The sequence below is a fragment of the Sphingomonas sp. 1F27F7B genome, assembly GCF_005503355.1.
Taxonomy (GTDB): domain Bacteria; phylum Pseudomonadota; class Alphaproteobacteria; order Sphingomonadales; family Sphingomonadaceae; genus Sphingomonas.
This window is the reverse complement of the sequence record NZ_SCMK01000007.1, coordinates 1-25073: the sequence shown is the minus strand read 5'-3', so window position 1 is coordinate 25073 and position 25073 is coordinate 1. Positions and strand designations below refer to the sequence as shown.

Sequence of the window (25073 nt, the reverse complement as noted above, 5' to 3'; positions counted from 1 at the left end):
CATGACGATTGATCCGGTCTGGGGCTGGGCGGTGCTGCTCGGCGTGCTGGGGCTCGTCTTCGGCAGCTTCATCGCGACGCTGGCCATCCGCTGGCCCGCGGGGCGGGCGATCAGCCGCGGTCGATCCGAATGCGACAGTTGCGGCAAGGGGCTGCGCGCGGGCGAACTGGTGCCGGTGATGAGCTACCTTTTCCAGCGCGGCCGCTGCCGGGGCTGCGGTGCGCCGATCGGGGTGAGTCATGTGCTGACCGAATTGCTGGGCGGCGCGATCGGCGTGGCGGCGGCGATCGCCTCGCCCGATCCCGCCGGGGCGGCGGGCGCGGTCTTCGGCTGGCTGTTGCTGACGCTGGCGGCGCTCGACGTGGCGGCGCTGTGGCTGCCCAATGCGCTGACCGGGCTGCTCGCGGCGGCGGGATTGGCGACGGGGCTGGCAGGTCTCGATCCGCCGATCGGCGATCGGCTGATCGGCGGCGCGGCCGGGTTCGGCGTGCTGTGGCTGGTCGCCTGGGGATATCGCCGGCTGCGCGGGCGGCAGGGGCTGGGCGGGGGCGACCCAAAATTGTTCGGCGGAATCGGCTTGTGGCTGGGCTGGCAGGCGCTGCCGCTGGTGCTGCTCGCCGCCTGCCTGATCGGGCTGGCCGGGGTATTGGGGCTGATGCTCGGCGGCAGGCAGGTGACGGCGACCGATCGGCTGCCCTTCGGCGTGATGCTGGCGGCGGCTGCCTTCGCGGTATGGCTTGGCTTGGCGATCGGACCGATGCCGGGTTAGGCTCGTGTCCAAACAGGCGGGGAGAGAGCGATGCGGAACATGATGCTGGGTGCGCTCCTGGGGCTGCTCGCGGCGAATGGGGCGATGGCGCAGGACAAGTCGGCCGACGCGACGATCCAGGTGCTGGGCGTCGGCACGGTGGAGGAGGCGCCGACCATTGCCCATATCTCCTTCAAGCTGCGCGGCGAGGGCAAGGGATCGGATGATGCGCTGCGCGCCCTGGTCGCGCGCAAAGAAGCGGTGGCTCGCGACATGGGGGCGCTGGCCGAGGCCAAGTTCCGCCTCGAGACCGGAGATGTCGGGATCAATGAGGTGCGCGGGCGCGACTGCCGCGGCGCGAGCGAGGATGAAGACACGCCGCGCCTTTCCACCGGAGCATGCGCGGTCCTGGGCTATGTCGCGATGATGGAGGCATCGGTTGACGTGAGCCCCGTCGCGCTCGCGGGCACGCTTTCGGGGCTGGCGAGCAGGGCGGGCGCCAGCGAGGTGCGTCTTTCGAGGTTCCGTACCGCCGATCCGCGCGCGGCACAGCAGCGTGCGATGGCGGCCGCGGTGGCGAATGGACAGGAGCAGGCACAGGCGATCGCGGCTGCGTCGGGCGCGAAGCTTGGCCGGCTGGTGCGGGTGAGCGATCAGAATGGCGGCTATGCCATGGCCGATCAGTTGCAGGGACTTGCCGCAAGCGGCTCACAGAGGGAGGCCCGCATGCGCGAGCCGGTGGCGGTGGAAATCACTCCACAGGCGATCACGACCACGGCGCGGCTGGTCCTGGTCTACGAGATCGCGCGATGAGCATGCGCGACCTGCTCGACGCCCAGCGCGCCGCCTTCATGGCCGAGTTGCCGGTATCGCTCGATGCGCGCCGCGACCGGCTGAAGCGCGCGATCGCGATGATCGCCGACAATGCCGACTCGCTGTGCGACGCGCTGAGCGAGGATTTCGGCCATCGCAGCCGCGACCAGTCGATGATCACCGACATCGCCGCATCGGTGGGGCCGCTCAAGCACGCGCTGAAGCATTTCGTGCGCTGGTCCAGGCCGGCGCGCAAGCCGGTCCTGTTCCCGCTCGGGCTGCTCGGCGGGCGCGGACATGTCGAATATCAGCCCAAGGGTGTGGTGGGGATCATCGCGCCGTGGAATTTCCCGGTGCAGCTGGTGATGAGCCCGCTCGCCGGCGTGTTCGCGGCAGGCAACCGGGCGATGGTGAAGACCAGCGAATACACGCCCCTGGTCTCGGCGCTGATGGCGGAGCTGGCGGAGCGCTATTTCGACCCCGGCGAGCTGGCCTTCGTCACCGGCGGGCCGGAGGCGGGCAAGGCGTTCGCCGAGCTGCCCTTCGACCATCTGCTGTTCACCGGCGCCACGGGCATCGCGAAGCACATCCTGCACGCCGCCGCCGACAATCTCGTGCCGGTGACGCTGGAGCTGGGCGGCAAGTCGCCGGTGGTGATGGGCCGCTCGGCCGACATCGCGCAGGCGGCGGAGCGCGTGGCGCTGGGCAAGATGCTCAATGCCGGGCAGATCTGCCTCGCGCCCGACTACATGCTGGTGCCCGAGGAGAAGGAAGCCGCAGTGGTGGACGGCCTGATCGCGGCCGCCTCGCGCATGTATCCCACCTTGCTGTCGAATCCGGACTATACTGCGGTGATCAACGACCGGCACTATCGGCGCCTCACCGGCTGGATCGAGGATGCCCGGGCCAAGGGGGCCGAGGTGATCGCGGTGAACCCCGCGAACGAGGATTTCTCCGCCTCCAATGCTCGCAAGCTGCCGCTGCATATCATCCGCAACCCGACCGACGACATGACGGTGATGCAGGAGGAGATCTTCGGGCCGGTGCTGCCGGTGCGCAGCTATGCGCGCATCGAGGACGCCATCGGCGAAGTGAACCGACGCGACCGGCCGCTGGCGCTCTATTATTTCGGGAGGGACCGCGCCGAGCAGGGCCGGCTGCTCGACCGGACGGTCTCCGGCGGAGTGACGGTGAACGACGTGATCTTCCATGTGAGCCAGGAGGAACTGCCCTTCGGCGGCATCGGCCCTTCGGGCATGGGCGCCTATCATGGCGAGATCGGCTTCAGGACGTTCAGCCACGCCAAGGCCGTGTACAGCCAGCCGCGAATCGACGTCGCCAAGCTGGCGGGCATGAAGCCGCCTTATGGCAAGGCGACCCAGGCGACGATCAAGCGGCAGATGAAGGGCTAGCGGATGATCGAGTGGCTCGTTGCGCTGGGGCTGGGCATGGCGTTTCTCGCGACTATGCCCTGGCTGTTGCGCTGGATGCGCACGGCAGGCGGCAAGGGGAAGATGGGCGGCGTGGCGCTGGCATTGGGCGTCGCCTTTTCCTTCCTGTTCGATCCTGCCAAGGCAGCGGCGATGGAAAATGTCGACGGCCAGAAGCGCCGCGCATCCGCGCGCGGATGCGGGCGAGTCGCTCGATTGAGCGGCAAAAAAAAGGCCGCCCCGAAGGACGGCCGTGAAAGTCTTAGGAGAGGATGCCTGAAAGGCCCGATCTTTGTGCATCGCAGCGGGACATATCGCAAGTGCGAAATGATAACGATATCATTGCAGAAATTGCAACTGTCTAACGTTGTCAGTTGCGCAAGGCTGAATTGCTGCGCAGGGTGATGGAATGACGGCCCTGAAGCTCGACGATTTCCTGCCCTATCGCCTGTCGATCGCCTCGAACGCCGTGTCGGATGCGGTGGCGAGCGCCTATCGCGCGCTCTTCGGCTTGAAGATTCCCGAATGGCGCCTGGTCACCATCCTGGCCGAAGGCGGGGCGATGAGCCAGCAGGCCCTATGCGGCCGCACGCGCATGGACAAGGTGACGGTGAGCCGCGCCGCGATCGCGCTGTCGGAGCGGGGACTGGTCAGCCGGGCGAGCAATCCGGGCGACCAGCGCTCGCATCTGCTGACGCTCAGCAAGGCGGGCTGGGAGTTATACGAGGAAGTCGCGCCCAAGGCGATCGAGCTGGAACGCCGGGTCTTTGCCGACTTCACCCGCGAGGAGCGACTGCAGCTCAGGCGGATGCTCGACCGGATCGAGGCGGCGGTGGAGGATCTGGAGCACGGGGCGTGATCCTGGGCGTGATCCCGGGCTTGATCCCGGCCCCGGCTATCGCCTAAGCGGGGCATGCCCTCCCCAGGCGAACGCAGAACCGTGCCGCAGGAGGATTCTTCATGACCGTCATTCGTTCCGGCCTGTCCGTCGCCGAGCCGCTCGCGCGCTTCGTCGAGGAGCAGGTGCTGCCGGGGCTCGACATCGAGGCTGGGGGATGGTGGGCCGGCGTGGCGGGGATCTTCGCGCGGTTTGCTCCGGAAAATCGGGCGCTGCTGGCGAAGCGCGACGCGATCCAGGCGGCGATCGACGCCGCGCCGGCGCGCTCGGGCGACGAGGCCTTCCTGCGCGAGATCGGCTATCTGGTCGACGCGCCCGCGCCGTTCGCGATCGGTACCCGCAACGTCGACGCCGAGATCGCGACCATGGCCGGGCCGCAGCTGGTGGTGCCTGCGCTCAACGCGCGCTTCGTGCTCAATGCCGCCAATGCGCGCTGGGGCAGCCTGTACGACGCGCTCTACGGCACCGACGCGCTGCCGGGCGCGGCGAAGCCTGGCGGCTATGATCCGGAACGCGGGGCACAGGTGATCGCCTATGCCAAGGCCTTTCTCGACCGCGCCGTTGAGCTTGCCGATCGCAGTTGGTCCGAGGTCACCGGCATCACCATCGAGAACGGGCGTCCGCGCTTCGCACTTGGTGAAGTGACGGTCGCGCTGGAGGCGGACTGGCATGCGGAGGGCGATGATCCCTGGGTGGGCTTCCGCGGTGATGCCGGCAAGCCGACCGCGCTGATCTTCCGCCACAACGGCCTGCACATCGAAGTCGTGATCGACCGCGATCACCCGATCGGCCGCGACGATCCCGCCGGCATCGCCGATGTGCTGTTAGAGGCGGCGCTGACCACGATCGTCGACCTGGAGGATTCGATCGCGGCGGTCGATGCCGAGGACAAGGTCGCGGCCTATGCCAATTGGCTTGGGCTGATGCGCGGTGATCTGGAGGAGAGCTTCGCCAAGGGCGGCAAGACGCTTACTCGCAGGCTCGATCCCGATCGCGGCGAATTGCCGGGCCGCTCGCTGCTGTTCGTCCGCAATGTCGGGCACCTGATGACGACGCCGGCGCTGCACCTCGCCGACGGCAGCGAGGCGCCCGAGGGTGTGCTCGATGCGATCCTGACCAGTTCCATCGCGCTCTACGACCTGCGCGGGCTGGGCAGGTATCGCAACAGCCGGACGGGCTCGATCTACATCGTGAAGCCCAAGATGCACGGGCCCGAGGAATGCGCCTTCACCGACCGGCTGTTCGACGCGGTCGAGGATCTGCTCGTGCTGCCCCGCCACACGATCAAGGTCGGCGTGATGGACGAGGAGCGGCGCACTTCGGCCAACCTCGCCGCCTGCATCCATGCGGTGCGCGACCGGATCGTCTTCATCAACACCGGCTTCCTCGATCGCACCGGCGACGAGATCCACACCAGCATGCGCGCCGGGGCGATGGTGCCGAAGGGCGAGATGAAGGGCGCGGACTGGATCAAGGCCTATGAGGACCGCAACGTCCGCATCGGCCTGGCCTGCGGCCTCTCCGGCAAGGCGCAGATCGGCAAGGGGATGTGGGCAGCGCCCGACCGGATGGCGGACATGCTCGCGCAGAAGGTCGCGCATCCGCTGAGCGGCGCCAACACCGCCTGGGTGCCGAGCCCGACCGCGGCGACGCTGCATGCGCTCCATTATCACCAGGTCGACGTGTTCGCGCGGCAGCAGGAAATCGCGGGAGAGGCGATTCCGGGTCTGAAGCCGCTGCTCACCGTGCCGCTGGCCGAGGGGCGTAACTGGCAGGCCGAGGAAGTCGCGCGGGAGCTCGACAACAATGCCCAGGGCATCCTCGGCTATGTCGTGCGCTGGATCGACCAGGGCGTCGGCTGTTCCAAGGTGCCCGACATCCATGACGTCGGCCTGATGGAGGATCGCGCCACGCTGCGCATCTCCTCGCAGCATATGGCCAACTGGCTGCTCCACGGCGTCGCCAGCGCCGACGATATCGATGCAGCACTTGGGCGAATGGCGGCGAAGGTCGATGCGCAGAATGCGGGCGATCCGCTTTACCGGCCGATGGCGAAGAACCAGGCCGCGAGCCTGGCCTTCCAGGCGGCGCGGACGCTGATCTTCGAGGGGCTGGATCAGCCCAATGGCTATACCGAACCACTTCTCCACAGATTTCGTGCCGAAGCGAAGGCAATAGCGCGCTGAAATCCTTGGGCTTTCGCAAATGCGCGGACCCAAAGCGCATTTGGGTCGTTACGCTTGCGAGAGGGCCGGGCTAGGAACACGGCTCGAAAGGGAGCCAGTTGCGTAAAGGGGTGAAGCGGATTTGGCTGGCGGCGCTCGCTGGCACGGCATGCGTGCCGGGGCTGGCGCATGCGCAGATTTCCGATCCCAAGCCGGGGCAGGGCGCGCCGCCCTCCGGTCCAGCACCCGCGCCCTCCGCAAGTCCCACGCCCGCGCAGGCACAGGGCGGTACGACGGTCGCGGCGCCCGTCGACGAGCGCGCGATCGTGCCGGATGCGCAGTTCGAGGCGGCGATGCCGAAGATCGAGGGCGACCTCAACGCGCCGCTCGAGGCGATGCCGGCACCCACCGCTTCTCCCACGCCGATCTCGCCGCCGACCACCCAGGACCAGGCCGCGGAACAGGTCCGGCGACAGGCCGAGCAAAGCTTCGCGGCCGCGCCCGCCGAGGATCCCGAATTCGCCAGGCCGCTGCCGCCTTTGGCGGAATTCAAGGTCGAGCCGCCGGTGGAGGACAAGGTCGCCGACAAGAAATCGGTGACGATTCGCTACACCACGCATGAGGAAGGCCTCTCCGCGGTCGGGCTTGCGGGGCAGTTCGAGACACTCTCGGCGTTGGAGAATGGCGGCGGGCGGGCGGCGAACGCCGCGATGGTGGCGGCGCGCGCGCGGGAGGACGAACGCCTGGCGATCCGCCTGCTGCAATCGCGCGGCTATTATGATGCCACCGCGATTTCGACGGTCGATCAGAATCCGCAGACCCCGGGCACGTTGCGCGCGACGATCAGTGCCAATGCCGGACCGCTCTATCGCCTGGGCGACGTGAAGGTGACGAGCGATCCCACCGTGCCGCCGGGGCTGGTGCTGCGCGAGCTCAATCTCAATCCGGGCGATCCGATCGAGGCCGAGCGTGTCCAGGGTGCGGAGGCAAATGTGGCGCTGCGGCTCCCGCAACAGGGCTATCCCTTCGTCAAGGTTGGTCAGCGCGACATCCTGCTCGACGAGGAAACCCATATCGGCGACTATGCGCTGCCGATCGAACTGGGGCCCCGTGCGGTGTTCGGCGACATTCGTACCGAGGTGGCGAGCGGGACCGGGGCCCGGGAGGGCGCGCGTGCGAGCCGCAGCGAGCGGCGCCAGGAGCGCCGACGCCGCGTGCGCCAGCCGGTGTTCGATGCGGATCATATTAGGGTGCTGCGCCGCTACAAGCCGGGGGCGCTCTACGACGTCCGCGCAGTCGACGACCTGCGCGAGGCGATGATCGCGACCAGCCTGTTCTCCACCGTCGCGGTCGAACCCGTGCGTACGGGCGAGGCGGGGCCGGACGGCACCGAGGTGGTCGACTTGCTGGTCCGCCAGAGCCCGGGCCGTCCGCGCACGCTGGCGGCGGAACTGGGCTATTCCACTGGCCAGGGCATCCGGCTCACCGGCAGCTGGACGCACCGCAACCTGTTCCCGCCCGAAGGCGCGCTGATCGTCGCGGGCGTGCTCGGCACGCAGGAACAAGGGCTCACCACGACCTTCCGCCGCTCGAATGCCGGGCAGCGCGACAAGACCTTCCAGATCGCCGCGGCGCTCAACCATCAGGACTATGATGCGTATGAGAGCTACACCGGCACGCTCTCGTTCCGCTTCTTGCGCGATTCGACTCCGATCTGGCAGAAACGCTGGACCTATTTCTATGGCGCCGAATTGGTCGCAGCCAACGAGGATCGCTGGAACTATGCCAGCAACCGGCGCGATCGGGGCACCTGGCTGATCGCGGCGGCGCCGTTGTTCCTGGGCTATGACAGCTCGGATAATCTGCTGAATCCCACGCGCGGTTTCCGGATCAAGGCAAATGCCAGTCCGGAGACTTCGGTGCGCGGCGCGGCGCGGCCCTATGCGCGCTTCATGCTCGAAGGCACCTATTATCAGCCCGTTTCGAGCAGCATCGTCATCGCGGGACGGGCGCGGGTCGGCTCGATCATGGGCATCGCGCGCGACGACCTGCCGCCGTCGCGGCGCTATTATTCCGGCGGCGGCGGATCGGTGCGCGGCTTCGGCTATCAGGAACTCGGGCCGCGCTCGCCGGACGGCAAGCCGGTGGGCGGCCGCAGCTTCAATGAATTCGCGATCGAGGCGCGCTATCGCTTCGGCAATTACGGCATCGTGCCCTTCATCGACGCCGGGCAGGTCTATGAAGGCATCTACCCCACGGGCAAGAACATCCGCTTCGGCGCGGGTATCGGCGGGCGCCTCTATACCAATTTCGGCCCGATCCGCGTCGATGTGGCCACACCGATCGCGCGCAAGCCGGGCGAATCCAAGATTTCGCTCTACATCTCGATCGGGCAGGCCTTCTGATGGCGGAAGCAATGCCCGAACCGGCGCCGGCGACGGAGGATGCAGTCGCGGTCGCCCGCAGGCCCTTGTGGCGGCGCGTGGCGAAATGGACGGGGATCGCGCTGGCCGGGCTGGTGCTGGCGATCAGCGCGCTGGTGCTCGGGATCGACACCCAGACCGGGCGCCGCTTCGTGGCCGACCGGATTGCCGGGATCACGCTGGAATCGGGCCTCAATTTCCGTATCGGCCGGATCGACGGCTCGCTCTATGGCGCAATGATCCTGCGCAACGTGCAGGTGCGCGACACCAAGGGCGTGTTCGCCACTTCGCGCGAGATACGGATGGACTGGCGGCCGCTCGCCTATCTGGGCAATCGCGTGGACATACGCAGCCTCGCCAGCCCCGAAGTGAAGCTGCTGCGCATGCCGGCGCTCCAGCCCTCGGGCGATCCCAACGCGCCGCTGCTGCCCGACATCAACATCGATGTGGGTCGGCTGGACGTGGCGCGGATCGACATCGCCAGGGAAGTGGACGGCCGCGCGCGCTATCTCGGCCGGCTGGCGGGCAAGGCGCATCTCGCCGACCGGCGGGTACAGCTCGCGCTCGATGGCGGCACCATCGCCGCAAAGGGTATGGCGGGCGGCGACACGCTGGCGCTCACGCTCGATGCCACGCCCGAGAAGAACCGGTTGGACATCGACCTGAAGCTCGATGCGCCGGCCAAGGGGCTGGTTGCCGGATTGGCCGGGCTGGACGCGCCGCTCCGCTTCTCGGTGGCGGGCAGGGGGGATTGGGCCCGGTGGCAGGGCAGGGCCCTGGGCTTGCTGGGCGGCGCGCAACTGGCCAATCTCGATCTCGTCGCGACCAATGGCCGTTTCCAGCTGCGCGGGCCGCTGCATCCGGGGCTGTGGATGAAGGGGCCGGTCGAGCGGCTCGCCGCGCCGCGGCTCGATCTCGACCTCGACGCGAAATGGGCGGACCGCGCGGCGGACGGCGTGGTCAAGCTGCGCTCCACAGCATTGTCGGTGGAGGCGGGCGGCAAGGTCGATCTGGGCCATAATCGGTTTCAGGGCCTGAAGGTCGATGCGATCCTGCTCAAGGCAGGGGCGATCGCGCCCAACCTGGTCGGGCGCTCGGTGCGCGCCTCGCTGGCGCTGGACGGCGCGTTCGCCCGGCCGGTGGTCGACTACCGGCTCACCGCCGGCGCGCTCGGGTTCGGCGAGACGGTTGCCGAGCACTTATATGCCGAAGGGCGTGCGCGGGTGGACGCGAACCGTATCCTGGTCCCGATCAAGGCCCGCGCGGCGCGCGTTTCGGGGCTCAACGCCGCGGCGGGAGGCCTGGTCACCAACCTGACGGTGAACGGCGACCTGGCGATCTCGGGCCAGCAGATCCTCTCCGACAATCTGCGCATCCGCTCGGACAAGATCGATGCGACTGCGATCGTCGCCGCCGATATCGGCCGCGGGCGCTATACCGGCGCGCTCAAGGGGCGGGTGAACGACTATCGGATCGACGGCGTGGGCGTTGTCGACCTCAAGACCGATGCCGAGCTGTTCGCCGCGCCTGGCGGCGGCTGGGGCATTCGCGGGCACCTTGCCGGTCAGTCCCGGAAGATCTTCAGCGACGGCGCGCGCGAATTTCTGGGAGGCAATGCCGTCGCTTCGGCGCGCCTGGTGCTCGATCCCAAGGGTGTGATCGGCATCAGCGACGTGAAGATGAAGGCGCCGCAGTTCCGCGTTCTGCGCGGATCGGGGCGCTATGACCCCGCCGGGCCGATCCTGATCGATGCCGATGCGGTTTCCGACCAATATGGTCCGCTCGCCGCGCGTGTGACGGGCACGCTCAATGCGCCGCTGGTGCGGCTGAAGGCACCCAGGCCCGGGCTCGGCATCGGGCTGGTCGATCTCGAGGCGAACATTCGTGGACGCGGCGATTCCTGGGCGGTCCTCGCCACCGGCAACACCGATTACGGGCCGTTCGACGCCGACGTCCTCGTGCGCACCGGCACCCGCCTCGCGATCGACGTCAATTCGGGCCGGTTCGCCGGCATGGACATCACCGGCCGGTTGGAACAGTCGTCCGCCGGGCCGTTCGCCGGCGAACTCGCGTTCAACGGATCGGGTATCGTGGGGCGGGCGACCCTATCGGCACAGGGCAAGCTGCAGCGCGCCGACGTGAAGGCAACAGCTTCCAACGCCAAGATACCAGGCGCCGCGGGCCTGACCATCGGCCGTGCGCTGATCGACGGCAGCGTCGTGCTCGCCGATACGCCCGAGATCGTCGGCGACGTGCAGGTCGCGAACCTGCGCCAGGGCAATTTCGTGCTCAAGACCGGCCGCGCGAAGATCGCCTATGCCGGCGGCAAGGGCACTGCCCAGGTCTTCGCCAATGGCTCCACGGGCGTACCCTTCCAGGTCGCCGCCAATGCCCGGCTCGCGCCCGATGCATGGCTGGTGGCGATGCAAGGGCAAGCGAGCGGCGTGAATTTCCGCACGGCCCAGCCGGCGCAGGTGGCGATCCGCGAGGGAGTCTATCATCTGCTCCCGGCCAAGATCGATTTCGACAAGGGCAGCGCGCGGATGGCGGGCAGCTATGGCAAGGGCATGGTGCTGCAGACGCGGCTCGACAGCCTCGACCTGGCAGTGATCAATGCCTTCGTCCCCGATCTCGGCATCGGCGGCACCGCGACGGGCAGCCTCGACTTTGCGCAAACCTCGGCCGAGGCCTTTCCCAGCGCCGATGCGCGGCTGGAGATCGCCGACTTCACGCGCGCCAGCCTGGCTGCCGTCTCGACGCCGGTGAATGTGAGCTTCGTCGGCAAGCTGCTGCCCAATGGCGGCGATGCGCGCGCGCTGATCCGCCGCGGCACCACGACGATCGGCCGCGTGGTGGCGACGCTCAGCCCGCTGGGTCCGGAAGCCGGGCCCTGGACCGAGCGCATGCTCGCGGCACCGCTCTCGGGCGGCATCCGCTATAACGGTCCGGCGGCGGTGCCCTTCTCGCTGGCGGGCCTGTCCGGCCAGCAGCTCGACGGGCCGATCGGCATCGCGGCGGATTTCTCGGGCAAGGTCGAGGAGCCGCGGCTCACCGGTGTCGTCCGGGCGAGCAACCTTCACTACGAGAACGAGAATCTAGGCACTCGGCTGACCGCGATGCAAGTCGACGGCACGTTTTCGAATGACGAGTTCATCCTGAATTCGCTCACCGCCAAGGCGGGGGACGGCACGGTGACCGCGCAAGGCAGGGTGAGCCTGTCCTCGGCGAACGGCTATCCGATCGCGATCACCGCGGACCTCAACAATGCCCGCCTCGCGCGCAGCGACGCGCTGGGCGCGACAGCGACGGGCAAGATCAGCATCACCAAGAATCCCGAGGTTTCCCGGATCGAGGGCCGGCTCACGATCCCCGAGGCGCATTACCAGATCATCCGCCAGGGCGCTGCCGAAGTGCCCGAACTCACCGGCGTACGCCGCAGGAGCGCGACGGGCGAGGATCAGGGCCCCGCGCCGGTGATCCGCCGCGCGTTCGGTGACTTCGACCTCAACCTGCGCATCAATGCCGACAATCGGCTGGTCGTCACCGGCATGGGCCTGGAATCGGAATGGCGCACGCAGATCACGGTGCGCGGCACCACATTGGCCCCGGACATTCGCGGCACGATGGAGATCGTGCGCGGTACCTACAGCTTCGCCAGCCGTCGCTTCGACATCACGCGCGGCACGATCCGCTTCCAGGGCTCGGCGCTCACCAACCCGTCGGTGGACATCCAGGCAAGCACCACGGCGGAGGGAGTCACGGCGATCCTCACTGTTTCGGGCACCGCGCAGCAGCCGCAGATCGCGTTCAGCTCGACGCCGGCGCTGCCGCAGGAGGAAGTGCTCTCCCGCCTGTTCTTCGGCACCAACGTGACCAACCTCTCCGCCACCGAGGCGATCCAGCTCGCCGCGGCGCTCCAGTCGCTGAGCGGTACTGGCGGCGGGCTCAATCCCCTGGGACAGCTCAAATCGGCCACCGGCATCGACCGGCTGCGCATCCTGGGCGCCGATGATGTGGGCGGCCGAGGCACGGCCTTGGCGGCGGGCAAGTATCTGACCGACGACATCTATGTGGAGATCATCACCGATGCGCGGGGCTTCACCGCCACCCAGCTCGAGATATCGCTCAGCCGCACGCTGAGCCTGCTCTCCCAGGCCGGCTCGTTCGGAGGCTCGAGCGTCAGCCTCAAATATTCCAGGGATTATTGAGCCTGCGGATTTCCCTGCTTACAAGGGTGTAAACAGATCGGCGGGAGAGGCGCGTGGCCGAGCATTTCGACGTAGTGATCGTGGGAGCCGGCATCTCCGGCATAGGCGCGGCATATCATCTCCGGGCGAACAGCCCGGACCGCAGCTATGTGGTGCTCGAAGGCCGCGAGCGGCTGGGCGGCACCTGGGACCTGTTTCGCTATCCGGGCATCCGCTCGGACTCGGACATGTTCACGCTCGGCTTCTCCTTCCGCCCCTGGACCGAGAGCAAGGCGATCGCCGACGGGCCGTCGATCCTCAACTATCTGGACGAGGCGGTCCGCGACTATGGGATCGACGAGCATATCCGCTATTCGACTCGCGTGACCGGCGCGAGCTGGTCGACGGAAGACGCGCAGTGGACCGTCACCGCCGAGCGGGGCGGGGAAGCGGTGACCTTCACCTGCGCGTTCCTGTTCCTGTGCACCGGCTATTATAATTATGAACGCGGCTACACGCCCGACTTCGCCGGGGCGGCCGACTTCAAGGGCCGGATCGTCCATCCGCAATTCTGGAGCGACGACATCGATTACAGGAACAAGCGCGTCGTGGTGATCGGCAGCGGCGCGACGGCGGTGACGCTGGTGCCTGAGCTGGCCAAGCAGGCGAGCCATGTGGTGATGCTCCAGCGCTCGCCCACCTATATCGTCTCGCGTCCCTCGCAGGATGCCGTGGCCAACTGGATGCGCGGCTGGATGCCGTCGATGACTGCCTATGGCCTCACGCGCTGGAAGAATGTGCTGCTCCAGCAGTTCTTCTTCCGCCTCGCCCGCAAGAACCCCGAAAAGACTCGCGAGCGGATCGTCCAGATGGCGCGTGCCGAGCTGGGGCCGGACTATGACGTCGATACGCATTTCACGCCGCGCTACAATCCCTGGGACCAGCGCGTCTGCCTGGTGCCCGATGCCGACCTGTTCGCCGCGCTGCGCGAGGGCAAGGCCGAGATGGTGACCGACACGATCGAGCGCTTCACCGAGACCGGGCTGGCGCTCGGTTCGGGCAAGACGCTGGAGGCCGACCTGATCGTCACGGCGACCGGGCTCGAGATCCAGCTGTTCAGCGGCATGCCGATCCGCGTCGACGGCAAGGCCTTCGAACCGGCGAAGGCGATGACCTACAAGGGCATGATGTTCTCCGACGTGCCCAATTTCGCGATCTCCTTCGGCTATACCAACGCCAGCTGGACGCTGAAGAGCGACCTCACCGCCAATTACGTCACCCGCCTGCTCAACGCGATGCGCAAGCGCCGCATGCGCCAGGTGACGCCTCGCATGGCCGCGCCGGTCGAGGAAGCGCCGTTCCTCGATTTCACCTCGGGCTATGTCCAGCGCGCGGCTGACAGGCTGCCCCGCCAGGGCACGCGCAAGCCGTGGCGGCTCAACCAGAACTATGCCCGCGACGTGATGGCGCTCAAGTTCGGCGGGATCGACCAGGAGATGGAATTCTCCAACCCGGTGCCCGCCGGCAAGGCCGCCGCCTAGACCAGCAACGCCTTCGCGGCCACGACGCCGCTGTTATAGGCGCCGTGGGCGGTGGAGAATTCGCCGTCCGAGCATGCTTCGCCGGCGAAGCGGATGCGGGGGTCGACCGGGGTGCGCAGCACCGCGCGGGCGCCGTGCCGTCCGGGCAGGGCGTGGCTGTAGCTGCCGAGGATGTGCGTCTCGCGACCCCAGGCCGAGCCGGCGACGAAGCGCAGCTTCCCGCGCCAGTCGCTGCCGAGCAGGTGGCACAGCTCGCCGATCGCGAACGCGGCGGCGCCGTTCAGCCCTTCCTTCTCCATCGCCCGGGCCCCATCGCCGCCGAGCATGCACTCGACGACCGGGCGGCCGAACGGCCTGAGCGTGTAGCTGCCCGTGCACGCGCTGTGCGGATCGCCGACCAGATGGGCGTTGTCGTCAATCTCTTCCCCGCCCTCCAGTGCGAAGAACAGCTTGTCGGCAAGACCGAGCGGAAGCTCGGAGGCGGCATGGAGGATCGCGTCATGCCCCGGCAGGGCAAGGGCGCCGCTGGCAAGGACGTTGGTCGATACGGTGACGATCGCGGCATTGGCGGTGACCGTACCCCGGGGCGTCGCGATGCGGAGCCGCTTGCCGGATGTGTCTATCCCGCTCACCGGCGTCGCCAGCGCCGCGGGCAGCCCCGCGGCATGCGCGGCGACCAGTGCGCCATAGCCCTGTTCGACGCGCCAATCGATATCGGTCGAGGCTTCGTCATAGGCGAACCAGTCGGCCACCGACATCTCGCGTATCGGCGCGCCGTTGATGAAGCCCGACAGCGCATCGAGCGCCGCGTTCCACTTGCCGCCCGGCGGGAGCAGGTCCGAGGCGCGATCGCTTGGCGGGGGCGTGCGTATCGCCGCCATGCACGCGTCGAACACCTCCCACAGCTCGGCCTGTTCGGTCCGGGAGAAGCCGAGCTCGCGCCATTGCTCGTCCCAGAGCGGAGGCGCGCGATAGATTGCGAAGCCACACGCCTCGGCGATGGGCACCCAGGGGTTGCTCGTCGCCGAATGGAGCCAGCCCGCGCCCAGATCGATCGGCAGTCCGGCGACGTGTACCGTATGGGCACGGCCGCCGAGCCGGCCCTGTGCCTCGAGCAGCAGCACGTCCCTGCCGGCATCGGCCAGGGTGCGCAGCGCGCCGACGCCGGCCGCACCGCCGCCGATCACGACGATATCGGCATGGTCCTTCACGCCGCCGCGCGGCTCTTGAGCAGGGCGGAGCGCAGGCACTCGCAGACGATTTCGTCGCGCTGGTTCAGCATGCGATGCCGCCAGGTGACGATGCCCTGGCCGGGGCGCGATCTGGACGGGCGCAGCTCGGTCACTTCGCTCTCGGCGCGCAGCGTGTCGCCGATGAATACCGGCTTTGGCATCCGCAATGCGTCATAGCCGAGGTTCGCGACCAGCGTGCCGGCGGTGGTGTCGCCCACGGTGATTCCCACCATCAGGCTGAACGTGAAGGTGCCGTTGACGAGGATCTGGCCGAACTCGCTCGCCCGCGCCGCTTCCGCATCGAGGTGGAGCGGCTGGGTGTTGTGCGTCATCGTGGAGAAGAGGAGGTTGTCCGTCTCCGTCACGGTGCGGCGCAGTTCGTGGGCGATCACGTCGCCGACCTGCCATTCGTCGTAGAATCTGCCTGCCATTCCCGTCTCACCCTCATTCTTCGTCGTGCCGATCCCGAACTTGATCCGGGGTTCGGGATCCAATGCGCCTCGAGCGACACTGCTCGTAGCAAGCTGGACCTGGGGCCTATCCCTCTCTGGTCCCTCCCGCCATCCACCTCTGGTCATCCCCGCGAAGGCGGGGATCCAGAGTCACGGGCGATGTGGCAGAGAAACCCTGGGTCCCCGCCTGCGCGGGGATGACGAAGTGGGTACCTTTCCCAAGGGGATGCTCGCCGAGCAGGTTCAAGGCCACGGTCGCGGTCATTCCGCCTTCTCGACCTTTGCCAGCAATGTCCCTTCGCTCACCTGGTCGCCCTGCGCCACGTTCAGCTCGCCAACGGTGCCGTCGAACGGGGCGGTGAGCCCATGTTCCATCTTCATCGCCTCGAGCGTGACCAGGCGCTGGCCCTTGGTGACCGTATCGCCCGCCGCGACTTCCACCGCGGTGACGCGACCCGGCATCGGGGCGAGGATCGCGCCGTCGGATGTCGTGGCGGCCCCGCTGCCCCGGATTGCGAGCGTGATGTGGCTGGCCAGCCCTTCGGAGAAGATCACCGCATCCGCGCCTTCGCGGTGGATGCCCATGATCTCGAACTGGCTCGCCATCGGGGCGGCGGGAGCAAGTGCCAGAAGCTGGTCCAGGCCGTCGGCGCCGTCGAGCTGATGCTGGACGCCATTCACGAACACCCGGCGCGAGAGCATGGGTGGGGCGTTGAGGCGGAAGCCGGCAGGGCCCTTGGTCTCGGGGGAAGCGTCCGCGAGCCACAGGCGAATCTTGTAATCGAGATCGGGTGAAAGCCCGGGGAGCGTTGCCAGCCGATCCGCATGGGCGGCGATGAAACCCGTTTCGACTCCGCCTGCGAGAAAGGCGGGTTCCTGCAACAGGCGCATGAGGAAATTGGCATTGGTGCGCACCGGCCAGACCTGGACCTGCCCGCAGGTAAGCGCGAGCAGGTCGGCAGCCTGATCACGGGTAGCGGCGTGGACGACCAGCTTGGCGATCATCGGATCGTAGAAGGAGCTGATTGTATCGCCTTGCTCCACGCCGGTTTCGATGCGAACGCGCTGGTCTTCCGAATCGTCGTTCCACTCCGCGCCCAAGGCGAGGCGTTCGAGCCTCCCGACCGACGGGAGGAAGCCGGCAGCGGGATCCTCGGCATAGAGGCGTGCCTCCATCGCCCAGCCACGGATCGCGAGCTCGTCCTGCCGTTTGGGCAAGGCTCCGCCCGAAGCGACCCGCAGCTGCCATTCGACCAGGTCCTGGCCGGTGATCTCCTCGGTCACCGGATGCTCGACCTGGAGGCGGGTGTTCATCTCCATGAACCAGATGCGGTCGGCGCGCAGGCCTTCCGAGGCATCGGCGATGAACTCAATCGTGCCCGCGCCGACATAGTCGACCGCCTTGGCCGCACGGACGGCGGCGGCGCAGATCGCTTCGCGAGTCTCCGCATCCATCCCGGGCGCGGGGGCTTCCTCGATCACCTTCTGGTGGCGGCGCTGGAGCGAGCAGTCGCGCTCGAACAGGTGCACGACATTGCCGTGCGTGTCGCCGAACACCTGCACTTCGATGTGGCGCGGCGAGAGGATGTACTTCTCGATCAGCACGCGATCGTCGCCGAAGGAAGAAGCCGCCTCGCGCTGGCAGGAGGCGAGCGCGTCGGCGAAGTCCGCCGGGGCATCGACGCGGCGCATGCCCTTGCCGCCGCCACCGGCCACGGCCTTGATCAGCACCGGATAGCCGATCTTGTCCGCCTCGGCCTTGAGATGCGCGGGGTCCTGGTTCTCGCCGAGATAGCCGGGCGTGACGGGGACGCCGGCTGCGATCATCCGCTCCTTGGCCGCGTCCTTCAGGCCCATGGCGCGGATGCTGTCGGGATTGGGGCCCACCCAGACCAGCCCGGCGGCGATTACCGCCTCGGCGAAATCGGCATTTTCCGAGAGAAAGCCATAGCCGGGATGGATCGCCTCGGCACCCGTCGCCTGGGCGGCGGCGATGATCTTCTCGCCGACCAGATAGGATTCGCGCGCCGGGGAGGGGCCGATATGCACCGCCGTATCGGCCTGGCGGACGTGCAAGGCGCTCGCATCGGCGTCGGAATAGACCGCGACCGTGCGGATGCCCATCGCCCGCGCCGTGCGGATGATCCGGCAGGCGATCTCGCCGCGATTGGCGATCAGCAGCGACCGGATCATCGGGCGACTCCGCTGAAGTTCAGGAAGCCTGGACTATGGAGCCTTTGATTTCGCCCCCCGCGCGCCGGCCGGATGGCGAGGAGGCGAGGCATGGGCTGCGTGGAGACGAGCGTAAGCATGCGAAATCCTAGATTGGAAGCGCAAATCACGGGTGGCGCTCCGGGAAGCCGTGGCGCTCGGCCAGCGCTGCCAACAATACCTCGATCTCGTTGGCGAAGCCGCCGTCCCAGACGAGCGCCGGGAGATTCTGATTCGCCTCCCCGATCGCTTCGACCACCGCCGCGCGCGGGCGGGGCCAGGGGACGCGAACCACGTCGAGCTTCGCCGCACGCTCGGGGAAGCTGGCGAGCAGGCCCTCGATGACCATGCAGTCCTTGCAGTAGAAGACGCGCTCGCCGCCGAACGCGGGATCGGCGAAGGCGTGCTCGAGCAGGAAGAGCGTGTCGCGGCTCATTGCGCGGTGCAGCCGGTGGTGCGTTGCGACCAGGTGACGTTGAGCACCTTCCACGACGCGTTTTCGCGGACCAGGTCGAAATGGTTGATCCCGCAATGATGCGCCTTGCCGTCGATCAGGAAGACATAGGGCGCCCAGACCATGGCGATGTCACCGTCCACTTCGATGGCGGGGGTGGAGATGCGCTCCTCGAGCTTCTCCGGGCCCGGCTTGATGCCGGCGGCGAACTCGGCCCAGCTCAGATGGCGGAGCGCACGGCTGCCGTCGGGCTTCTCGATCGCGACGGTGGCGCCGCCCTCGGGCCGCGTCTGGGCGAGGATCGCGGCGCCGTCATGCGCGGCGAGCCCGGCGAACATCGCGTTGATCGGCGACATCACGGCCGCGGCCTCGGCATCCTCATAGGGAAGCGGGTTGGCGGGGGGCAGCCTGGGCGTGGGCGTGGTCTGGGCCAGTGCGGGAAGCGGGGCGAGGAGGGCGGCGAGGAGAAGCTGCTTCATTCCGAACCTTTCAATTCCTCCCCCAGCTTTGCTGGGGGAGGGGGACCATGCAAAGCATGGTGGAGGGGCGCGCGAAGCGCGGAAGGGGCCAAAAGCCATATTCAAGGGCACAGGAAAGGCGCGGCGACAGGCCAAAGCGCAACGACGGGAGATGGCGCTTCCCGAAGTCATGCTTTGGCAGCAGCTCCGACGGAACGGAACCGGCCATCGCTGGCGCCGTCAGCATCCGGCAGGGGTATATTCGCTTGATTTCTACTGCGATGCGGCGAAGCTTTGCGTCGAAGTCGATGGCGAAGCGCATGAGCGGGGAAGCAGGCCCGCTCGAGATGCCCGACGTGACGCCCGGCTGGCAGCGAACGGCATTCTCACCCTGCGAATACCCGCGGCTGAAGTGCTCGGAAACATCGAAGGCGTGGTGCGCGCCGTCAGCGAACACGCGCGGAAGCGCGTGCCCCTCCACCGTCCTTCGGACGGTCCCCCTCCCCGAGACGAGCTCGGGGAGGAATGAGGAAGGCGCGACCGCCCCCGCCATCACATCCGGAACACGCCGAACGCCGGGCGTTCCGGGATCGGTGCGTTGAGCGTCGCGGCGAGCGCGATGCCAAGCACGTCGCGGGTCTGCGCCGGATCGATGATGCCGTCGTCCCACAGGCGCGCGGTGGCATGCCAGGGATTGCCCTCGTCCTCGTAGCGCTGGCGGATCGGGGCCTTGAACGCCTCGGTTTCCTCCGGCGTCCATTTCTCGGCGTCGCGGTGGACGGTGGCGAGCACCGAGGCGGCCTGCTCGCCGCCCATCACCGAGATGCGGCTGTTGGGCCAGGTGAACAGGAAGCGGGGCGAATAGGCGCGGCCGCACATGCCGTAATTGCCGGCGCCGAAGCTGCCGCCGATCAGCACCGTGATCTTGGGCACAGTCGCGGTGGCGACCGCCGTCACCAGCTTTGCGCCATGTTTCGCAATGCCTTCCGCTTCATACTTCCCACCGACCATGAAGCCGGAGATGTTCTGGAGGAAAAGCAGGGGGATGCGGCGCTGGCAGGCCAGCTCGATAAAGTGTGCGCCTTTCTGCGCGCTCTCCGAGAACAGCACGCCGTTATTGGCGATGATGCCGACCGGCATGCCCCACACATGCGCGAAGCCGCAGACCAGCGAAGTGCCGTAGAGCGGCTTGAACTCGTGGAATTCGCTGCCGTCGACGATGCGGGCGATCACCTCATGCACGTCATAGGGGGCGCGGACGTCTTCGGGGATGATGCCGTAAAGCTCTTCTGCGTCGTATCTGGGCGCGCGCGGATCGAGCAGGGCGATGTCGGGCGTGCGATCGGCGGGCAGGTGGCTGACGATGTCGCGCACGATGGTCAGCGCATGCGCGTCATCCTCGGCGAGATGGTCGACTACGCCCGACTTGCGGGCATGGAGGTCGCCGCCGCCCAGATCCTCGGCTGAAATGACTTCGCCCGTGGCGGCCTTCACCAGGGGCGGGCCGGCGAGGAAGATCGTGCCCTGGTTGCGGACGATCACCGTCTCGTCGCTCATCGCGGGGACATAGGCGCCACCGGCCGTGCAGCTGCCCATCACGCAGGCGATCTGCGGGATTCCCTTGGCCGACATGTTGGCCTGGTTGAAGAAGATGCGGCCGAAATGGTCGCGATCGGGAAAGACCTCGGCCTGATGGGGCAGGTTGGCGCCGCCCGAATCGACGAGGTAGATGCAGGGCAGGCGGTTCTGCTCGGCGATCTCCTGGGCGCGGAGATGCTTCTTCACCGTCATGGGATAATAGGTGCCGCCCTTCACCGTGGCGTCGTTGCACACGATCATCACGGTGCGCCCCGAGACCCGGCCGATGCCCGCGATCATTCCGGCGCCGGGCACTTCGCCCTCGTACATGTCGCAGGCGGCGAGCTGGCCGATCTCCAGGAATGGGGAGCCGGGATCGAGCAGCCGCTCGACGCGTTCGCGAGGCAACAGCTTGCCACGGCTGGCGTGGCGCTCGCGGGCGGACTCGCTGCCGCCCAGCGCTGCCCGGGCGACATCGGCGCGAAGCCGTTCCGCCAGGGCGCGGTTATGCGCGGCGCGGGCGCGGAAATCCTCGCTATCCGCCGCAACCCTCGAATCGAGCACCGGGGCGCTCATAGATAGGGCATCCTTCCTGTCCTAGTTTTCCCCTCCCTACACTGGCTGGGCGGGCATGGGAAGGTGCTGGCGCAAAGCCGCCGGCAGGAGTAGCGGTCCTGTCATACAGTAATACGGGAGAGTCGGCTTGAAGACTTACACGCTCCTCGTCGCGGCGCTGCTCGCGACCACCGCCTGCACCCCTTCGGGCACGGGCGCGGGCACCACTGCCGCGGCCGGCACCGGCGTCGGCGTCGACCTGGTCGGGCTCGACAAGCAAGTGAAGCCGGGCGACGATTTCGAGGAATATGCCAATGGCGGCTGGCGCGCGAAGACCGAGATCCCGGCCGACCGCACCGTGACCGGCATGTTCCTGGAGGTGTTCAACAAGGCCGAGGCGAACAACAAGGCGATCATCGACGCGGCGTTGAAGGCAGAGGCGGCGGCCGGCACCGACCAGCGGCGGATCGCCGACTGGTACAAGGCCTATACCGACACCGCGGGGATCGAGGCGCGCGGGCTGGCGCCGCTCAAGCCGCGCCTGGATGCCATCGCTGCGCTCAAGGACAAGAAGGCGCTCTCGGCGATGCTGCGCGGCAATGTCCGCGTCGATGTCGATCCGCTCAACGCGACCAATTTCCACACCGAGAACCTGTTCGGCCTGTGGGTGAGCCAGGCGCTCGACAAGCCGGACCAGACGGTTCCCTATGTGCTGCAGGGCGGCCTGGGGATGGAGGACCGCGACTATTATCTCTCGAAGACCGAGGCGATGGCCAAGACGCGCGAGGGCTACAAGGCGTATCTGGTCAAGATCTTCACGCTGGCCGGCATGAGCGATCCGGCGGCGCGCGCCGCGCGGGTCTTCGATCTCGAGACCAAGATCGCCACCGCGCACACCGACATCGTCGCCAGCCAGGACGTGCAGAAGGCCGATAACTGGTGGAAGAAGGCCGATTTCGCGGCCAGGGCGCCGGGGATCGACTGGGCCGGCTTCTGGAACGCCGCCGGGCTGGGCGGGCAGCAGGAATTCATCGTCTGGCATCCGGACACGACGGTGAAGCTGGCGAAGCTGGTCGAGAGCGAGCCGATCGAGGCCTGGCAGGATTGGCTGGCCTTCCACCAGATCAACCAGGTAACCGCAGTGCTGCCGGCGAAGTTCGACCAGGCAAGCTTCGATTTCTTCTCGAAGCAGCTGCGCGGCCAGCAGGCGATGCGTCCGCGCGACAAGCGCGCCATCGCCAGCGTCAACAACAATCTGGGCGACGCGGTGGGCCAGCTCTATGTGAAGCATTATTTCCCGGCCTCGTCCAAGGCCGACATCCAGAACATGGTGACGAACATCAAGGCGGCGTTCGACAAGCGCGTCGCCGGTCTCAGCTGGATGGACGAGGCGACCAAGGCCGAGGCGCGCAGGAAGATCGAGACGATGCGCGTGGGCGTCGGCTATCCGGAGACCTGGCGCAGCTATTCGAGCCTCGACGTGAAGGCGGACGACCCCGTCGGCAACCTGATCCGCGCGGAGCAGGCCGAGACCCGGCACCAGCTCGCCAAGATCGGCAAGCCGGTCGACAAGGGCGAATGGTGGATGACGCCGCAGACGGTGAACGCAGTGAACCTGCCGCTGCAGAACGCGCTCAACTTTCCGGCTGCGATCCTCCAGGCGCCCTTCTACGATCCCAAATCCGATGCGGCCGCCAATTACGGTTCGATCGGCGCGACGATCGGCCATGAGATCAGCCACAGCTTCGACAATACCGGATCGAGCTTCGACAGCGCCGGCAAGCTGCGCAACTGGTGGACGCCCGAGGACCTGAAGCACTTCCAGGAAGCGAGCGCCGCGCTGGCGGCACAGTACAGCGCCTATGAAGTGCTGCCGGGGCTGTTCCTGAACGGCAAGCAGGTGCTGGCCGAGAACATCGCCGATGTAGCGGGGCTGACCGCCGCCTATGAGGCGTACCACGCCTCGCTCAAGGGCAAGGAAGCGCCGGTGATCAACGGGTTGACCGGCGACCAGCGTTTCTTCCTGGCCTTTGCGCAGAGCTGGCGCGAGAAGCAGCGCCAGGAAGCGCTGCGCGCCGAAGTGGCAACCGATCCGCACGCGCCGGGCCGCTGGCGTGCGCTCACCGTGCGCAATCTCGATGCCTGGTATCCGGCATTCAACGTGCAGCCGGGCGAGAAGCTGTATCTGGCGCCTGAGAAGCGCGTGAAGATCTGGTGATCGCCGGCTGACTGGAACCCGGACGCCCGGGTTCCGGTGCCTCCCCCTGTCCGCTGGCGGAGGCGCTCAGTCCCGCGGAGGGGGATCGGGCAGCAGGATGCTCGCGATCAGGCCGCCAATCGCAATGACGAATGCGGCTCCCACCAGCCAAGTGAGGAGCCCGATCGGGAAGTTGCCGGGGTTGCTGTTCGCCGGATCGTAGAGCTTTCCGAAGAAGCTGCCATAGAGCATCCCGGCCGCGACCCCCCAGCTCGCCGAGAAAAATGCCCGGCGCGATGTTGTCGGACGGCGGACCAGGATCGCGGCGGCGATCATCATCGCGCCGGCCAGCATGTCGTCCATCCAGAACACCGCCGGGCGGCCCGCACCCCAGGAACGATAGCCTTCGCCCGCCATCAGCAGGATAGCGCCGATCAGCCCCAGGATGCGCAGCGCCTTCATGCGGCGCCGATCAGCTCGCGTCCGATCAGCATGCGGCGGATCTCGTTGGTGCCGGCACCGATGTCGAGCAGCTTGGCGTCGCGGGCAAAGCGCTCGACCGGCCAGTCCTTGGTATAGCCCGCGCCGCCCAGCGCCTGGATCGCCTCGAGCGAGACCTTCACGGCATTTTCGGACGCCAGCAGTATCGCGCCGGCCGCATCGAAGCGCGTGGTCTTGCCGGCGTCGCAGCTCTTCGCCACCGCATAGACATAGGCGCGGGCGCTGTTCAGCGCGACGTACATGTCCGCCACCTTGGCCTGCATCAGCTGGAAATGGCCGATCGGCTGGCCGAACTGCCTGCGCTCGCGGATATAGGGCAGCACGACGTCGAGACAGGCCTGCATGATGCCGAGCTGGATGCCGGCGAGCACGGTGCGCTCATAGTCCAGGCCCGACATCAGCACGCCGACGCCGCCGTTGAGCGGGCCCATCACTTGCTCCTCGGCGACTTCGCAATCGTTGAAGACCAGCTCGGCGGTGGGCGAACCGCGCATGCCCATCTTGTCGATCTTCTGGCCGATCGAGAAGCCGGGCATGTCCTTCTCGATCAGGAAGGTGGTGATGCCGCGCGAGCCTTCGCCGGTCTTGGCATAGACGACCAGCGTGTCGGCATAGGCCGCGTTGGTGATCCAGAACTTGGTGCCGTTCAGAACATAGCCGCGGTCGGTCTTCTCGGCGCGCAGCTTCATCGAGACGACGTCCGAGCCGGCGCCCGCCTCGGACATGGCGAGCGACCCGACATGCTCGCCCGAGATCAGCTTGGGAAGGTATTTGGCCTTCTGCTCGGGGTTGGCCCAGCGGCGGATCTGGTTGACGCACAGGTTCGAATGCGCACCGTAGCTGAGTCCGATCGAGGCCGATGCGCGGGCGACTTCCTCCTGCGCGACGACATGCTCGAGATAGCCCAGGCCCAGGCCGCCCCATTCCTCTTCGACGGTGATGCCGTGCAGGCCGAGTTCGCCCATCGCCGGCCACAGCTCCACCTTGGGAAACCAGTCCTCGGCATCGATCTTCGCGGCGAGCGGCTCGATGCGCTCCTTCGCGAAGCGCTGCGTCGTCTCGCGGATCATGTCGGCGGTCTCGCCGAGGCTGAAATCGAGCGTGGGATCCATGGGCCTCTCTCCGGGATATGCGCGTCAGCAGTGCTGACCTTTTTCTGCGCGCTTTTCCCCGATTTCGCGCGAGGCGGCAAGGGGAGAGAGGGGAAGTCCCCCGGGGGCGATCCCGAAC

At 67.6% G+C, this 25073-nt stretch carries 19 protein-coding genes; 11 read left to right on the top strand and 8 right to left on the bottom strand.

The window, feature by feature from the left end; translation table 11 throughout:
- Position 1: 1 nt before the first annotated feature.
- The 9 genes from FFS08_RS08350 (at position 2) to FFS08_RS08310 (ending at position 14205) form a co-directional block, all read left to right on the top strand.
- The gene (locus tag FFS08_RS08350) at positions 2 to 769 is read left to right on the top strand and encodes a prepilin peptidase (protein ID WP_137863878.1); all 768 of its coding nucleotides are present in this window, start codon (positions 2 to 4) and stop codon (positions 767 to 769) included.
- A gap of 30 nt (positions 770 to 799) precedes the next feature.
- Positions 800 to 1561, top strand: a complete 762-nt coding sequence (locus tag FFS08_RS08345) for an SIMPL domain-containing protein (protein ID WP_137863879.1) — start codon at positions 800 to 802, stop codon at positions 1559 to 1561.
- Entirely contained in the window at positions 1558 to 2973 is a 1416-nt protein-coding gene (locus FFS08_RS08340) for a coniferyl aldehyde dehydrogenase (protein ID WP_137863880.1), read from the top strand. The genes FFS08_RS08345 and FFS08_RS08340 overlap by 4 nt, the downstream gene beginning before the upstream one ends.
- A 3-nt stretch (positions 2974 to 2976) precedes the next feature.
- A complete protein-coding gene (locus FFS08_RS08335; protein WP_137863881.1) occupies positions 2977 to 3396 on the top strand; it encodes a hypothetical protein in 420 nt (139 codons plus the stop codon).
- 4 nt (positions 3397 to 3400) lie between these two features.
- On the top strand, positions 3401 to 3850 hold the full coding sequence (locus tag FFS08_RS08330) for a MarR family winged helix-turn-helix transcriptional regulator (protein ID WP_137863882.1): 450 nt from the start codon (positions 3401 to 3403) through the stop codon (positions 3848 to 3850).
- 101 nt (positions 3851 to 3951) lie between these two features.
- Complete coding sequence (locus FFS08_RS08325; RefSeq protein ID WP_137863883.1) at positions 3952 to 6075, top strand: malate synthase G; 2124 nt, start codon at positions 3952 to 3954, stop codon at positions 6073 to 6075.
- A gap of 110 nt (positions 6076 to 6185) precedes the next feature.
- On the top strand, positions 6186 to 8459 hold the full coding sequence (locus tag FFS08_RS08320; RefSeq protein ID WP_249341192.1) for an autotransporter assembly complex protein TamA: 2274 nt from the start codon (positions 6186 to 6188) through the stop codon (positions 8457 to 8459).
- A gap of 11 nt (positions 8460 to 8470) precedes the next feature.
- A complete protein-coding gene (locus tag FFS08_RS08315; RefSeq protein ID WP_249341193.1) occupies positions 8471 to 12685 on the top strand; it encodes a translocation/assembly module TamB domain-containing protein in 4215 nt (1404 codons plus the stop codon).
- A gap of 53 nt (positions 12686 to 12738) precedes the next feature.
- Positions 12739 to 14205, top strand: a complete 1467-nt coding sequence (locus FFS08_RS08310) for a flavin-containing monooxygenase (protein ID WP_137863886.1) — start codon at positions 12739 to 12741, stop codon at positions 14203 to 14205.
- On the opposite strand, the gene FFS08_RS08305 is transcribed toward FFS08_RS08310, so the two are convergent.
- The 5 genes from FFS08_RS08305 to FFS08_RS08285 all read right to left on the bottom strand — a co-directional run bounded on the left by FFS08_RS08305 (position 14202) and on the right by FFS08_RS08285 (position 19033).
- Positions 14202 to 15416, bottom strand: coding sequence for a flavin monoamine oxidase family protein (locus FFS08_RS08305; protein WP_137863887.1), 1215 nt, complete (start codon positions 15414 to 15416; stop codon positions 14202 to 14204). The two genes, FFS08_RS08310 and FFS08_RS08305, sit on opposite strands and share 4 nt — an antisense overlap.
- Positions 15413 to 15868, bottom strand: coding sequence for a MaoC family dehydratase (locus FFS08_RS08300; RefSeq protein WP_137863888.1), 456 nt, complete (start codon positions 15866 to 15868; stop codon positions 15413 to 15415). Before FFS08_RS08300 ends, FFS08_RS08305 begins: the two co-directional genes overlap by 4 nt.
- A gap of 282 nt (positions 15869 to 16150) precedes the next feature.
- A complete protein-coding gene (locus FFS08_RS08295) occupies positions 16151 to 18082 on the bottom strand; it encodes an acetyl/propionyl/methylcrotonyl-CoA carboxylase subunit alpha (protein WP_137863889.1) in 1932 nt (643 codons plus the stop codon).
- Between the two features lie 145 nt (positions 18083 to 18227).
- Positions 18228 to 18536, bottom strand: a complete 309-nt coding sequence (locus tag FFS08_RS08290) for a DUF3088 family protein (RefSeq protein WP_137863890.1) — start codon at positions 18534 to 18536, stop codon at positions 18228 to 18230.
- Positions 18533 to 19033 (bottom strand): nuclear transport factor 2 family protein, encoded by a 501-nt coding sequence (locus FFS08_RS08285; protein WP_137863891.1) that lies wholly within the window; start codon positions 19031 to 19033, stop codon positions 18533 to 18535. Before FFS08_RS08285 ends, FFS08_RS08290 begins: the two co-directional genes overlap by 4 nt.
- Before the next feature lie 151 nt (positions 19034 to 19184).
- On the opposite strand from FFS08_RS08285, the gene FFS08_RS08280 reads away from it, so the two are divergent.
- The gene (locus FFS08_RS08280) at positions 19185 to 19541 is read left to right on the top strand and encodes an endonuclease domain-containing protein (RefSeq protein ID WP_249341194.1); all 357 of its coding nucleotides are present in this window, start codon (positions 19185 to 19187) and stop codon (positions 19539 to 19541) included.
- A gap of 23 nt (positions 19542 to 19564) precedes the next feature.
- Here FFS08_RS08280 and FFS08_RS08275 read toward each other — a convergent pair whose 3' ends face one another.
- Positions 19565 to 21166 (bottom strand): carboxyl transferase domain-containing protein, encoded by a 1602-nt coding sequence (locus tag FFS08_RS08275; protein ID WP_137863892.1) that lies wholly within the window; start codon positions 21164 to 21166, stop codon positions 19565 to 19567.
- 127 nt (positions 21167 to 21293) lie between these two features.
- Here FFS08_RS08275 and FFS08_RS08270 point away from each other — a divergent pair, with 127 nt between their 5' ends.
- On the top strand, positions 21294 to 23363 hold the full coding sequence (locus FFS08_RS08270) for a M13 family metallopeptidase (RefSeq protein ID WP_137863893.1): 2070 nt from the start codon (positions 21294 to 21296) through the stop codon (positions 23361 to 23363).
- A gap of 66 nt (positions 23364 to 23429) precedes the next feature.
- Here the strand turns inward: FFS08_RS08270 and FFS08_RS08265 are convergent, their stop codons facing one another.
- Both FFS08_RS08265 and FFS08_RS08260 read right to left on the bottom strand, forming a co-directional pair.
- A complete protein-coding gene (locus tag FFS08_RS08265; protein ID WP_137863894.1) occupies positions 23430 to 23804 on the bottom strand; it encodes a hypothetical protein in 375 nt (124 codons plus the stop codon).
- Positions 23801 to 24955: an isovaleryl-CoA dehydrogenase gene (locus FFS08_RS08260; protein ID WP_137863895.1), complete on the bottom strand. Its 1155-nt coding sequence runs from the start codon at positions 24953 to 24955 to the stop codon at positions 23801 to 23803. The genes FFS08_RS08265 and FFS08_RS08260 overlap by 4 nt, the downstream gene beginning before the upstream one ends.
- Between the last annotated feature and the right edge of the window lie 118 nt (positions 24956 to 25073).